The organism is Acanthopleuribacter pedis, from assembly GCF_017377855.1.
In the GTDB taxonomy this organism is placed as follows: Bacteria; Acidobacteriota; Holophagae; order Acanthopleuribacterales; family Acanthopleuribacteraceae; genus Acanthopleuribacter; species Acanthopleuribacter pedis.
In genome coordinates this window covers 98707-113949 of sequence record NZ_JAFREP010000010.1, presented here as the reverse complement: position 1 = coordinate 113949, position 15243 = coordinate 98707, and the positions used below count along the sequence as shown (strand labels likewise).

Annotated in this window: 1 protein-coding gene (only partly in view); it reads right to left on the bottom strand. The window is 64.6% G+C overall.

Features of this window, described 5'->3' with window-relative positions; genetic code table 11:
* Positions 1 to 15243: the 5' portion of an SDR family NAD(P)-dependent oxidoreductase gene (locus J3U88_RS12650; RefSeq protein ID WP_207859131.1), read on the bottom strand. The gene continues 9270 nt to the left of window position 1, outside the view; the window shows 15243 of its 24513 coding nt (coding positions 1–15243); it begins with the start codon at positions 15241 to 15243; its stop codon lies off the left edge, out of view.

Below are 15243 nucleotides of genomic sequence, written 5' to 3'. Positions count from 1 at the left end.
GGTGGGGACCGTGGTTTCGAGGTGGCCTTCGAAGCAATCGGCGACCGTTTCGCCGCGTCGCCAAGCGCGCAGGCGGTTGATCAGGCCGGCGCGGTCCGGGCAAACCACGGCGAGGCGATGGGCCATGGGTTCGCGGCCGCTTTGCAGGCTGTACAGCAAGGCGTCGAAATCGCCCGCGTCCTTTTCCAGAAACCGCAACCAGAGATCGACATAGGTTTCCAGGCGTCCGCGGCGATGCGCGCTGAGCAAGAACACGGCCGGCGCGGGCGAGACGGTTTGGGGGTCGGCCGCTTGCGGTGCCGCCTCGACGACGAGGTGGGCGTTGACGCCGCCGGCGCCGATGCTGGTCACCCCGGCGCGCAAGGGCATTGTTTCGCCGTCGACCAGGACCGCTTCCCACGGGGCCGGTGTGTCGTGAAGTTGGAAGGGCAGGTCCTCAAAATTGATGTCGGGGTTGCGCTCGCCGCGCGGCGGGGTCGGCGGCAGCACCCGGTGTTGCAGGGCCAGGATGGTGCGGGTGAGTTGGGCGATGCCCGAAACTGCTTCGCCGTGGCCGATCACCGGTTTCAGGCTGCCGATGCGGTAAGCGCCCGCGGTGCCCGAGCGGTTGCCGAAGACCCGCGTGAGGGCGCTCATTTCGAGGGCGTCGCCCATTTGCGAGCCGTTGGCGGCCGATTCGATGAAGCTGATCGAACGGGGATCCACGCCCGCCGCGTCGAGCGCGGCGCGGATGACCTCGGCCTGTTGGTTGGGATTGGGCACGGTGTAGCCGCGGGTACGGCCGCCGTGGTTGACCGCGCTGCCGCGAATGACCGCGTAGATCGGGTCGCCGTCGCGACGGGCCTCGTCGAGCGGTTTGAGCACCAGCGCGCCAACCCCTTCGCCGGGAACGAAGCCGCGGCCGCCGTTCTCAAAGGCGGGGCAGTGGGCCGAATCGGCGATGATCATGCCGGCGGAGAGTGCGGCGTAGTTGGCGGGATGCAGGTAGAGGTTCACGCCGCCGGCGAGGGCCAGTCGGCCGCGTCCGCCGCGCAGGTATGCGCAGGCTTCATGGACCGCGACCAGCCCGGAGGAACACATGGTATCGACGGGAAGGCTCGGTCCTTTGAGGTTCAGCGCGTAGGAAACGCGGTTGGCGAGGGAGGCAAAGGAGGTGAGCGGCAGGGCGTCGGGGTCCTGGTCGTAGTAGAGTTGGAACCCTTGCTTGGTGATGCCCGCGAAGACGCCGGTGGCGCGGCGTTGTTCCTCCGTGAGCTTGGACGGGGCGTAACCCGCGTCCTCCATCGCGTGCCAAGCCGCTTGCAGGAACAGCCGTTCCTGGGGATCGATGCTCGCCGCCTCGCGCGGGGCCAGGTTGAAAAAGAGGGGATCGAAGGCGTAGGGATCGTCGAGGAAGGCGCCCCAGCGGCTGTAACTTTTTTTGAGCGCGCCGGCGCGGCCGGGGTCGGCACAAAAATGCTCGTCGGCGTTCCAGCGGTCGCCGGGGATGGTGCTGATCACCGGTTCCGCTTTGAGCAGGGTTTGCCAAAAACCGTCCAAATCCTCGCTGCCTGGATACCGGCCGCTCAAGCCGATGACGGCAATCGCTTGGCCGCGGTCGTTGTGGACGCGCGATGGGGAAGTTGGGTTCTTGTTGGCGACGGGGGGCGGCCCATCGGCCGGGATGTCGGCGGTGGCACCGGTCCAGGCCGCGCAGGCGGCCGGGTGCTTGCTTGCCAAATGGGTGGCTAGCGCGTCCAGGGTACCGTGTTCGTAAAACAGGGTTCTGGAAACCGGACCCACGGCTTTTTCCAGGGCTTGGTTCAGCCAAGTGATCACGAGCGAATCGATGCCGTAGTGTTCCAAGGGTTCGCGGGCGTTGATGCGGTCCGTGTCGAGGCGGGTCACCTCGGCGAACAATTGGGTTAGCCTGGCCAACGTGGCCGCCTGCAGCGCGGCGGGTTCGGTTTCGGTTCCGGTTTCGGTTTCGGCGCGATCCTTGGTGTTCCGGGATTGGCGTTGATCGGTGAGGTAATCGCGCGCGAATCGGGCGGGATCGCCGTGGAGCAGGAGCAGGCGCGGTGTTTGACGCTGCAAGGCACCGCCCAGTGCGGCCAGGGCGTCGGGGGTTTCGAGGGGAACCAGGCCGGTGAATGCGCGCAGTGCTTCCAGCGCGGTGTTGTCCAGCCGCATGCCGCCCTCGCGCAGGTAGGGCAGGTTCAGCGAAAGGATGCGTCGGCCCGCGGCGGCGCGCCACGCGGCGTAGTGGTCCATAAACCCATTGGCGGCGGCGTAATCGCTTTGACCGGGGTTGCCGACCACCGCGGCGGTGGAGGAAAGCAACACCAGTTTGCTGCCGTGGGCCGCGGTGGCCTGATCCAGGTTGAGGGTGCCGCGAACCTTGGCGGCGAGCACCGCCGCGTCGGCGCGGTTTTTGTTGCGAATCAGCGCGTCGCGCAGGATGCCGGCCCCGTGGAACACCGCGTCGAGGCGACCGTGTTCCGCGATGATTTGTGCGATTAGGCTTTGGACCGCCGCGCGGTCGCCGACGTCCAGTGTTCTGTGGGTCCAGGTCGCTTGCGCCCCTTGCGGTGCCGGCGAGCGGCCGGCCAGGATCACGCGTGCCCGCGGCGCCCGTGCGCTGATCTCACGGGCCAGCAGGGTGCCGATGCCGCCGCGACCGCCGCTGATTAGGTAGACCCCGTCTTCCCGCCAGGTGTCGGGCGTGGTTTCGGTATGGGTTGATACCGGCGCCGGCTGGAGTACCTCGCGGCGTCCCGCGACGTAGCGAACCAGGGTGTCCCAGGGGCGGCGCGCGTTTTCGCCATGGCGCGCTAAATCCGCGGCCGTCGTTAAGATGATTTGCGCGTACAGTTCCGGTTGTTCCAATTGGGCCGTTTGCAACAGGCCGGTCAAGCCCAGGAACGGATGCTCGGGGTTGTCACTCACCAGTAGCACCTGCATTAAGGTGGCACCTTGACCGGGTTGGGTTAGGGCGTCGCGAACCTGGTCGAAGACTTGGCCCACCAAACCCTCGTAATCGGCGGCGAGATCTTGGCCGCCGACTTCCAAGCGAACCGCGCCCTCGATCTGGTGGCGGTTACCGCCGTCGGTTTCGCACAACAACAGCATGCGACGGGTAAACGCCGGCGTGTTGGCTTCCGGCACGGCAGGTTGCGGGCGCCATTGCGGTTCAAAGTACTGGACCACGGAAAGGGAATTTTGGTGAACCGGCGCGTCTTGTTCCTCAGGGGGATGTTGCGGTTCAACGGTTTGGACTACGGCACGGGGATTATGGTGAACCGAAGCTTCTTGTTCCTCCGGCCGCCAGTACCGTTCCCGTGCAAAAGCATAGCCTGGCAAATGGATGCGGCGTGGGCTCGGCTCTTCCCCGTGCAGGTCTTGCCAAGCAATCTCACCACCCGCAACCCAGGCGGCGGCCAAGCGATCCAGGTCGCCGCTTACCGGTACGGCATCGGCGCCGGCTTCGGCGCGGCCGAACCAGGTCGCGGGTGGTCGCTCGCCGCGGCAAAAGGCGGTTAATCGGGTTTTTAGGGTGGCGATGTCGGGCACCACCATGGCCAGTCGTTGGTTCATGGCGGTGCGGCCGGTCTGGAGCGTGTAGGCCACATCGCCGAGGCTGAGACCGTCGTGCAGGGCGTCCCGCAATGTGGCGGCGGTTTCGCGCAGGCGCGCGGCGTCCATCGCCGAAACCACGATTAAATGGGGTTTTTCCGAAACGACCGCGCGGGGGACCGGATCGGCTTCCCGAACGACCAGGTGGACGTTGGTGCCGCTGTGCCCGAAGGAATTCATGGCCGCGGTCAGGCGCGCGCCGTGCCAAGGGGTGGTTTCGCTTTGGACCTTAAAGGCGCTGCCCGCGAAATCAATCAACGGATTCAGCTCCTTAAAACCCGCCATCCCCGGCAACAGGCGGTGTTTCATGGAGAGCAGAATTTTGACCAGGCCGAGCGCACCCGCCGCGGCGGAAGTGTGGCCGATGTGGGCCTTGGCGCTGCCCACCGTGCAGAAACCTTGTTTGTCGGTAAAACGGCGGAAGGCGCGCACCAGGGCGTTGGCCTCGACCGGATCGCCCAGGCGGGTGCCCGTGCCGTGGGCTTCCACGTAACTGATGGTTTCTGGATCGATGCCGTTGCGCTGGTACAGGTCGGCGATCAGGCGTTCCTGGGCCGGACCCGACGGGGCGGTGAGCCCGTTGCCGGCGCCGTCCTGGTTCATCGCCGAGGCCGTAATCACGCCGTGGATCGGATCGCTGTCGGCAACCGCGTCCGCCAGTCGTTTGAGGGCGACCAGGGCCACGCCCTCGGAAAACACCGTGCCGTCCGCCGCGGCGTCGAAAGTGTGGCAACGGCCGCTGGGCGAGAGCATGCCGAGCGCGTCGAGGGTGGCGAGCAGGCGCCGGTCCAACACGGCAAACACGCCGCCGGCCAAGGCCATCTCGCATGCGCCGGAGCGCAGGCTCTCACAAGCGAGGTGAATTGCCGAGGCGCCGGAAGAACAGCCCGTGTTGACCACCAGCGCCGGACCGTGCAGGTTGAGGAAGTAGGCGAGGCGCGAGGCGGCGAGCGAGTCGGAGGAACCGGTAAAGGTTTCGTGGAAGTAGGCGCTGGGTTCGGCGCCGATGAACAAGCCGACCTGGGATCCGGCCAGGCTTTTGGGGTTGTAACCCGCATTTTCCAGGCATTTCCAGCCTTCCTGCATCACCAGGCGTTGGTGGGGGTTCATGGATTCCGCCTCGCGCGGTGCGATACGGAAAAAGACCGGGTCAAAGCAGGCGCGGTCTTCCAACAACCCGTCGTGGTGGGTGCCGTCCGCCGGATTGCCGGCAAAGCCGACAGAGTCGCCACTGGCGACGCCGTTTACCAAGTTGTGCCAAAAGGTATCGAGATCGCGGGCACCTGGGCATTGGCCCGACATGCCGATTACGGCGATTTCCTCCTCGGCCGGAATTGGAGAGGCTTGGCGCGCGGGGCGTGCGACGGTGAGCGGACCTTCAATGCTTAGGGTTTCAGGTGTTTGGGGAGGTGTCGGTTCGCTGGGTGCCGTGGGCGCGAAACGGTCCGCGTGTTGTTCGGCCAAATGAGCGGCGAGCGTATCGGTGTTGGCGTAGTCGAACAGGATCGCCGTGTTGAGCTGGATGTCGAGCGTTTCCGCGATGCGGTTGACAAAACCCACGCCGAGGATTGAGTCGACCCCGTACTCGGAAAAAGCGATGTCGCCCTCGATTTCGGCAGGTTCCAGTTTCATGGTTTCCGCGAGGCTGTCGCGGATCAGGGCCGCCGCGGCCCCCTGGGCTTGCTTCGCGTTGGCGCCGGTTCCGGTCTGTTTGCACGCGGGTCGCGCGGCTCGGGTGTGCGCGGCTTTGGTCGTTGAAGGCACCTGGGTTTTGGCGGTCACCCTCGTTTCGGCCGCCGGCGGGGTTTCGGGGTGGGTTTGAAACAGGCCGTTGCTCCGGGCGACCACCACCTGCAGGCCACGGTCATGGAGAACCTCGCCCGGAAAGCTAACACCATTAAATCCAGACTCATGAAGTACGCGTAGCCAGGATTTGGGGGCGAGTCCCGGACTGCCGGGAATGCGCAGGTTTGTGTCTTGGTAGCGCCACCAACCTTCCAACAGACCAAAGGTAAGATGGGCGAACAGGGAATGGCCGCTGATTTCATTGAGGAACAGCATCCCGTTGGGACGGAGCAAGGCTTTGACGTGGGCAAGGGTGGTGCGCATGGCGCGGGTGGCGTGGAGCACGTTGGCCGCAATGACGATATCGTAGCCGCCGGCTTGGAAACCTTGTTGTTCGGGTGGTTGTTCGATGTTGAGGATGCCGCCTTTGACAAAGGGGTAATCCGGGGTGAAGTGGGTGTCCGCGTGCATCAGAAAGGCTTGGGACAGGTCGGTGTAGCGGTATTCGTCGATGTGGGCGGCAAAAGGTTGCAGTTTTGGCAGGATCGCCGCCGTGGTGCCGCCCGTGCCCGCGCCGATTTCGATGAGGTTGAAGCGGGCCCGCGGTTCGGTTTGCAGGCGTTGGTCCAGGTAGGTCGCGACCTGGTCCGCGAGCAAGCGGTTGATGGTTTTGGAGAGCGCATCCGCCGCGTAAATCGCTTCGACCTTGGCCGGCGACCCCTTGGGGAACAGCACATCGGTGGCGGGAACGGCGCCGGTCAATACGTCTGGCAACGCCTCCAGGCATTCGCCCGCCAATGCTGCTTGGGCGTGCAACCGCGCGGGGAATGGGGTGTGCTCCGCTTGGTGCGCGGCTGTGTCTGCCGCGTTGGGTGCCGTGATCTGACCGTCAACCACCTGAATCAGGCCGTGGTGTTTGAGGAACAACAGGCTCTCCCGCCACCAGCGCCGGTGTTCGTCGCGAATGCCGGCGCGTTGGCGCAGGGTTTCGGCCGCGGCCGCTGGTTGGTTGGGTTTTAGGATGTCCAGCTTGCGCAATTGATGAAGCAGCTTCTCCGCCATCCAGGTTTCGAAATCCTCGCCATTAACCGGGGCGGCGACCTGGATGGCTTTGGTGGGAGGCAGTACCACGGACGGGGCCGCTTTGCCGAGGCGGGCCGTTTCATCGAGCACACCCATCAACCGCCGCACTGGTTCGGTTGTGCGCAGGCACAGGATTCGCCAAGTGGTGCCCTGTTGCAACAAGTGGGTGAAGTGGGCGAAGGTGGCGGCGCCTTCGCCGTGCGTCAGCGCGCCGGCGCTACTTCCAAATCCGCCGGATCCAGTGCTTCCGTCGGAAACACCAGAGGCGCCATGATCCGCTTCGGCCTGCCAGAAACCCCAGTTGATGCAGCCGACGGGGAAGGGGGCTTTGCCCTGAAGTGAGGCGACATAGGTGTCGGCGAAGGTGATGCCGGCGGCGTAGGCCGAGAGATGGGCGGCGCCGGAGAAGGCAAAGTTTTGCGCGGAGGAAAAGAAACACAGGAAATCGAGCTGATGCCCGCGCAGGGCTTGGTAAAAGTTGATCGTACCTTGGGTTTTAACCTCGAGAATGCGGCGGAAGTCGGCCTCGGTGGTGGTGGCGACCGGGTTGTTGTGATCGAACACAATGCTGGAAAACACCGCGCCGTGCAGGACGGGCACATCGGAGCGGACGGCATCGAGCGCGGTTTGGAGCGCGGCCGGATCGGTGACGTCGGCCTGGTGGTAGGACAGGCGCCCGTCGAAGCCGGCCATGTGACGCCGCAGTTCGGGATCGTCGGCGGGACGGCGGCCGAACCAAATCACCCGCGCGTCCACCTCGCGATGCAGCCAACGGGTGACCGCGCTTCCCACGGTGCCGGCGCCACCGGCGATCAGGTACGCGCCGCCGCGGCGTAGGCCGGATAGCGCGGGCAGGTCAAAGGACACGAAGCGTTGGCGGAAACGCGCGCCGTCCTGAAGACGGGTGACCGCGCCGCGATCACAGGGCGGTTCGGTCAGGATCGCCGCGATCAAGGCCGCGTGTCGCTTGGTGTCGGTTAATTCCTCCCCGCACAAATCGACATGACGGAGTTGCAAGCGGTGATCGCCCTGAGCCGCCGCGTGGCACAGGCCGGTTAATCCGCCCGCGACCGGCTCGGCGGCAGGGTCGTACAGGGGATGGTTGTCCTGGGTGACCACGTGCAGGTGGAGCGCGCCGGGGTTGTGGGTGCGCAGGGCGCGCAGCAGCCGCAACAATGGGACGGCTTGCGGTTGCTGCTGATCGGATGCATGGTTCGGCGCCAGGAACACCAGGCGCTGGATGGGACCGAGGTCGGCAAGACAGGTGGCAAAACCGTTGGGGTCCGCGCTCCCGAAGGTGCGGATTTTGCCGTCGCCGATGGTTGTTTGCGGTCCGGGTTGCAGGCGTACCAAGCGATCACCGAACCGTTGTGCCAGGCCGTCGGCCAAACCATGGTCGGGCGCGGAAACCAGGACCACCGTTTCATCGGCATCCGGCAAGGCGGCGGGTTTTTGGGGTTGTTCGCGCCAAACTGGTAACCAGACCAGGTTGTCATCGCTTGGGCTTGCCGGCGATGCGCTGACGGCGGCCGGGCCGGCCCAGTATTTTTTGCTGTCGAACACACGCGGCGGCAGGCTGACGCGACGCCGTGGGGTTCCAGCGTGGAGGACCGACCAATCGGGATCGAGCCCGCGCACCCAATAACGCAGCAGGCGTTCCCCGTCTTTTTGTGCGAGCCAGGTGGGCAAGGCGTCGCGGAGGTCGTCAAGGGCGGGATCTTTGCCGGCGCGGCCGCGGTACAGCTCGGTTTCGCCCGCGAGCCAGTTCTCCAGTTGGGCCGCGGCATCTTCGGGCGTTTCGGCGATCAGGGCGAGGCGTTCGATCATGGCGTCGCGGCCGGTTTGCAGTGTGTACGCCACATCGCCCAAATCCAAACCATTACCCTGGCCGCGCAAGAAGGCCGCGAGGTTGGCGGCTTGGCCACGTAAGGCCCGTTCTTTTTTGGCAGAAATGAGTAGGTAGTGGTGTTTTTCTGCCGGCTTTTGCACTTTAGCTACTCGCGTTTCCGGCAGCGGCGTGCGGTACTCTTCCAGCACCAGGTGGGCGTTGACCCCGCCGAACCCGAAGGAACTCACCCCGGCGCGGCGCGGGATCTCCCGCCCGTCAGCGTTTTTCAAACGGGTCCAGGCGCGGTTCTGGTCGAGCAGGTAGAAGGGGCTGCTGTCCAAATCAATGTAGGGGTTCACCCTGTCGCGGTGGAGGTCGCCGACCAGGGTGCCGTGCTCCATTTGCAGCAGCACCTTGAGTAGCCCGGCGATGCCGGCCGCCATTTCCAGGTGGCCGATGTGGGTTTTGACCGCGCCCAAACCACAGTGGGGTTCGGACTGGGTGGCGGAACCGCCGTCGCGGTACAGCGTGGCAAAGGCTTTTTTCAAACCTTTGATTTCAATGGGATCACCCAATTTGGTGCCGGTGCCGTGGGTTTCCAGGTAGGTCACCGTGCGCGGATCCACCCCGGCGCGGCGGTAGGCGTCGACGAGCAGGTCGGCCTGGGCCTTGGGGTTGGGCGCGGTGAGGGAACTCGCGCGACCGCCGTGGTTTTCGGCGCTGCCGCGGATCACCGCGTAAATGGTGTCGCCGTCCGCCTCGGCCGCGGCCAGGGGTTTGAGGAACACCATGCCGACGCCTTCGCCGCGGCTGTAGCCGTCCGCTTGATCCGAGAAAGTTTTGCAACGGCCGTCTTTGCTCAACATACCCGCGCGGCTGAAACCGATGTGGTGCTCCGGGGTGAGGATGGTGTTGATCCCGCCGGCCACGGCCGCGTCACAATCGCCGGCGGCAATGGCGGTCGCGGCGCGGTGGATCGCCACCAGTGAGGAGGAACAAGAGGTTTCAATGGGTTCGCTCGGGCCGTGGATGTCGAGGAACCAGCTCATGCGGTTGGGACCGAGGGAGGGAATCGAGCCGGTGGCGCCAAAACCCTCGATGGCGGTGTCGCCGGCCATGATCAGGTTGTAGTAACCGCTGTCGGCCGTGCCGGCGAAGATGCCGGTTTTGCTGCCGGCCAGGGTTGCGCTGCTGTAACCCGCGTCTTCCATCGCCAGCCAAACGTAGGTCATTAACAGCCGTTGTTGCGGGTCCATTAATTCGGCTTCGCGCGGCGAAATGCCGAAAAATAGCGGGTCGAAGTCGGCGACGCCGTCGATAAAACCGCCCCAGCGCACGTCCGTTTTGTTGTCTTCTTTTTGGGGATCGCCGTAAATGGCGCGCCAGTCCCAGCGGTCGGCGGGAATTTCCACGATGCCGTCGCGGCCGGTCGTCAAGTTGTGCCAGAACGCGCTCAAATCCGCGGCGCCTGGCAGACGACCGGCGCGGCCGATGATCGCCACGGGAACCGTGCCACGCGACGTTTCGGTCTGCGCCGGGCGCGCGGCGCCGGTGGGTGCGGGTTCGCGTGGTGTTTCGGTTTGCGCCGGGCGCGCTGTGCCGGCGGGTGTGGGTTCTGAACCCGTGACCGGTTTGGTCGCTTGGAACGCTTTGAAGGGTGGGACGTCTTTGAGGACGGGTGGCGGGGTCATGGTTTGCGCCGCAAGTGCGCGCGGGTCGGCTTTCGCGCGGATGAAGGCGGCGAGTTCGGCCGGGGTGGCGAAATCAAACATATCGGGGGGATGGGTTTTGAGCCCGAAACGCGCGTTGATTGCATCCGACAAAGCGACGATTTTCAGCGAATCAAAGCCGAATTCACTGACGCCGGTTTCCAAATCGATCTCCGTGATCGGGACCGCCAGCAGTTCGGCGAAGATGCGGCGCAAGCCCTGGTCCAGGTCGCTGTCGGTCCCTGCCGGCTCGGCTGAATCCGCGCCGGCCGTGACCGGGGCAAAAGTCGCTTGGGCCGGGGCAAACGTCGCTCGGGCCGAGGCGAGGGCCGCGGGCGTTACCGAGGCGGGCGCCTCGGTGAAGGTGGCTTGCGGCGCCGCTTTGCGACCCGGTTGGGTGCCGTCGCCGCCGGGGAAGTAGGAGACCTCGTGTTCAAAGGGGTAGGTCGGCAGCGGTACCTTGACCAGGCCGAAGGGATCGAGGATCGCGCCCCAGTCGAAACGGGGATTGTGCAGCCATTGGTCAATGAGTTCGGCGATGGTGTCGTCACCCAAGGCGGGCGGTTGGACGCGCGCCGCCTTTTTGGGGGCCCGTCCGTAACGTAGGCCCGCGCCGTCAACCGGTTGCGCGGGTAAGGCGCGCAGTTGCGCGACCAAATCCGCGCGCGAGCTTACTTCCAAGCCGAGCCGTACCGACAAACCGGAACGGGAGCGGTTGAGCGTGGCGACCACCCGGTCAAAACAGGTGTCGAAGTCGGGCCGGTCGGCCAAGAAATCGGCCAGTTCGCGACAGCGTTGCATCAACGCGGCCGGGGTGCGCGCGGAGAGGCAAACCGGGTAACGGGTTAGCGGTAAAGCCCGGTTGAGATCGCGGGTTTCCAGGTGCTCCGACAACAGGACGTGAACCGTGGCGCCGGAGAAGTTAAAGGAATGCACGCCCGCGTAGCGCGCTTGGCCCGGAACCCGAGCGGGCGGCAAATCCCGCCGTTCGCGGTTCAAGTACAGTGGGCCGCGACGGTTGAGGTTCTCGTTGACGCGGTTGATGTGCAGCGAGGCGGGGATTTCCTTGTGGTGCAGGACCATCAACGCCTTCAGCAAACCGGCAATGCCCGCGGCGGCCTCGGTGTGGCCGATGTTGGATTTAATCGAACCCACGCCACAGTGTTTTTCAAGGGGATCAAGTCCGGCCTCGCGGGTCAGTTCCTTGAGCGCGCGGGCCATGCCGTTGTATTCCAGGGCGTCGCCCATTTTGGTGCCCGAGCCGTGGGCTTCGATGTAGGCCAGATCGCGCGGGTCGATGTCGGCCTCGCGGTAGACCTGTTTGATCAGGGCCACGTGTTTGCTGTTGTTGGGTTGGGTGTAGAAAAAGGCGCGACCACCGTGGTTGGTGCCGCCGCCGCGGATCACGCCGTACACCGAATCGCCGTCGCGCAGGGCGTCGGCGTAGGGTTTGAGGTAGACCGCCGCCACCATTTCGCCTTTGGCCCAGCCGTCGCCCTCGTCGGAGAAGGTTTTGCAGCGCCAATCTTTGGAGAGGTAATCCATGGCGTTGTACATGTGGTAACCGGTCGCGGTGCAAATGAAACTGACGCCGCCGGCGACGGCCGCGCTACAGCGCCCGTCCTGAATCGCCTTGGCGGCCATGTCGACCGCATAGAGCGAACTGCAACAGGCGGTGTCGACGATTTGACTGGGGCCGTTGAGGTTATAGAAATACGAGGTGCGGTTGGCGATGCCCGCCAGCGAGGCGCCGGTCCCCTCGTGGACCATGGAAATGGGGTATGCGCAATCTTCCAGGAACGCGCGGTAATCGTTGCCCAAGGCACCGACGTAGACGCCGATGTTCTGCTCGGCAAAACCGAGGGGATCGTAACCGGCGTCCTCGAACATGGACCAGGTCGCCTCCAGGAACAGGCGTTGCTGCGGGTCCATCGCCATCACTTCTTCACGACCGTATTGGAAGAAATCGGCGTCGAAGCGGTCGGCGTTGTTGATGAAACCGCCGTACAACCCGCCCAGGTCGCCGACCTCACGGGCATAGGTCGCGTACACGGAGGATCGGCGAGGTTCGGGATATTCGCCGATCAGATCTTTGCCGGCGAGGATTTTTTGCCAGAAATCGTGGAATCCGGCGGCGCCGGGGAAGGAACCACCCATGCCGACGACGGCCACGTCGCCGGGGGCCGCTTTTGCCTGGCTTTTTTGACGGACCGGCGCGGTGGCGGTACCGGGCGTTGGTGCCTTCTTCGGTTCAGGTGTGGGTTTGACCAAACCCGCGGCGGCCAGAGCCTCGGGGAATTCGTCGACCAGAAAGGCCGCCACCTCGTTAATGTTGGTGTACTCGAACATGGTGGTGGGCGGCATGTCGATCTTCAATCGTCGACTAAATTGGTCGGTCAGTTCATTGACGGCGAGGGAGTCCAGACCCAGCGGTTCCAGGCTTTCGTCCAGCGGCACCTCGGTTAGGTCGCATTTCAGGAAAGCGGCAATCGCGCGGCGCAGTTCGGCGATGAGCGCGGAACCTAAATTGGGGGCGTTGGCGGCAGGTGGCATAACGGGCTCCGGGGCGGGTGCGGATGGTTGCGGGGACGTCGCCAAGCTCTCAAAGGTTTTGACAAACAGGCCCTCGAAGACGGCGAACAGGGTGCCTTCCCCGTCTTCCAACGAAAGGTCGTAGCGGTTCAGGCGGCCGGGGCGTTCGCGCACGGCAAGGAACAGCGCTTTGTTCGGGTCGATTTCGCGCAAATGGTGGAAGCTGTCAATCGAGAAAGGAATCGCGGGTGCGGCCTGGTCGTTCATGGCGAAACCGACGCAACCAAGCAGCGCGCTGTCGAGAAAGGGAACCTCGGCCAAATGGGGTACCTGGCGATCCTGGGGGGCGAGGCGGTTGATCATCAGCTCGCTGACACGGTATAGCGCTTGGGTGCGGCGGAAATCGGGGCCGTGTTGTTGGCGCGTGGCTGGATCATTGGCGCGTCGCCAAAAAGCCTCGCCCGAGATGTGGACGGGTCCGCCGGGTTTGCCGTGAATCTGGGCCGGAACATCGATGCCTTGTGGGCTGCGTTCCCGCGCCAGCCGTCCTTTGCAGAACAAGGTGGTTTCTCCGCGACGGGTTACCCGGAAACGGCCGTCCGCGTCAAAGGCAAACACCAGCACCGCACGGGGTTCCTCCAGCGCGAAGGGGCGCAGCCAGGCCAGGTTGTGCAGCGAACAGGTGGTTTGACCAAACACCACGCGGTTGATGCGGGTCAGCAACGCGAGCACGGCCGCCCCTGGCAGGATCGGGGTGTCGTCGACCCGGTGTTGCGCGATGAAATAATCGTCCTGGTACAGGGTCACGGCCACGGTGGCGGTATCGCCCTCGCGCGTGATTTCAAAACGATCCTCGATGGTTGCGGCCGGCGGCGTAACCGGTGCATTTTTTCGTTTCAAGCGTTGCACCGGTCCCATGAAGGGAATCGGCGGCAGCGGCAGGGTTTGGAACGGCGCCGTGGGAAGCCGGGCCTCCCCACCTTCCAACCAGGTCGCCGCATCGCCTTCGACCGACGCGAGCGGCTCGCCCGCCAGAAAAGAATCGCAGCAGGCCAGGAACTCGCCCATCGTACGAACCGCGAAGGCGACCCGCGTCTTTTGGTTTCGTTCCCGCGCGGCAAGGGTTTGTGAAAGGGCGTGCAGGATGCTGTTTTCGTCGCCGAGCAACGCCGCGTAGCGATTTTGGTGGGAGGCCTCCGCCATATGGTCACGCAAGCGTTGCACCGCGGCGCGCAGGGTCGCGTCATTGCCCGCGCTCAGCAGCATGGTAAAAGGCGCGCCGCCGGTCGCCCGGATCAACGCGGTGCGCGGCGGGCGGGCGAGGGCCACATGGGCGTTGGTGCCGCCCAGCCCGTAGGCCAGCATGCTTATATATAATGTAGGAGCCTCGCTCAAGGCGCGGTTTTCCGAGAGCACCTCAAGGTGGGATGTTTGCTGATCAAAAACCGGATCGGTCCGTTCAAAATGCAGGGTGGCGGGTACCGTGCCGTGGTGGAGCGCCAAGGCGCATTTGGTCAGTTGGGCCATGCCGCCGGAACCCTCGCCAAAACCGATGTTGGCCTTCACCGAACCAATCGGAACGGTGTCGCCGGGTTGCAAACGGTGTTTCAAGCTGTCCTGACAGGCGTGCAGTTCGACGACGTCGGCCTCGCTGCCGGCACCGTGTCCCTCGATGTAGGCCAATTGGCCGGGCTGCAGGTCGAGCCGCGACCAGGTGGTGTCCAGCAGTTCGCTCAAGGCGCGCGCGGCGGGCATGGTCAGGTGCCCGGAGCGGTTGCCGTGGTGGTTGACGTCGCTACCCGCGACCAGGGCGTAGATGTAATCGCCCGCGGCCAAGGCGGCGGAAAGCGGTTTGATCATCAACGCACCGACGCCCTCGCCGATGTTTTCCCCGTTGGCGGGATAAGAAAAGGGATTGCAGCGGTTGCTCCGATTGAGAATGCCCAGCTTGGACAAGTCGATCACGCGCGCGGGCGTGAGCAGCAGGCTGACCCCGCCGATAATCGCCTGTTCGCAGTCGCCGGAACGAATCGCTTGCACGGCGCGGTGCAGCGCCACCAGCACGGTGGAACAGGCGGTATCGTAGACCTCGCTCGGGCCGTTTAAGCCAAGAATGTAGGAAATGCGGTTGGCGAACAACGCCCCGACCGTGCCGGTACCCAGGTAGATCTCGCTCGCCTTCTCAACCTCCAGTTCCCGCAGCAAATCGCCGTATTCGTGGTTGTAGAAGGAAACAAACACGCCGGTTTTGGCGTTGACCCAGCGCGGCCGGTAGCCCGCGTTTTCGATGCAGGACCACACGGTTTCCAACAACAGCCGCATGTGGGGATCCATGACCTCGGCCTCGCGGTTGGAAATCCCGAAAAAACGCGCGTCGAAGCGGTAGATGTCGTCGAGCAAACCGAAGTGGCGGATATCGGTTTTGCCGACCTCGGTTTTGGGGTCACCCGCGACCGCGGCGGCGTCGTAGCGGTCGTTGCCGATGTCCCGCAAGCTGTTGCGGTTTTCAATCAGGTTGCGCCAAAACTGATCGAGGTCGGCCGCGCCGGGATAACGTCCCGCCAAACCCACCATGGCCATGGGTTCGCTTGGGTTTTCCCGCGCTTGCGCGCCGGCCCCGTTTTGGGGGGCCTCGTTCGGCGTCTCGCGAAACAAAGCCGCGAGCTGTCGGCGTTTGGCGTCAATGTTCAT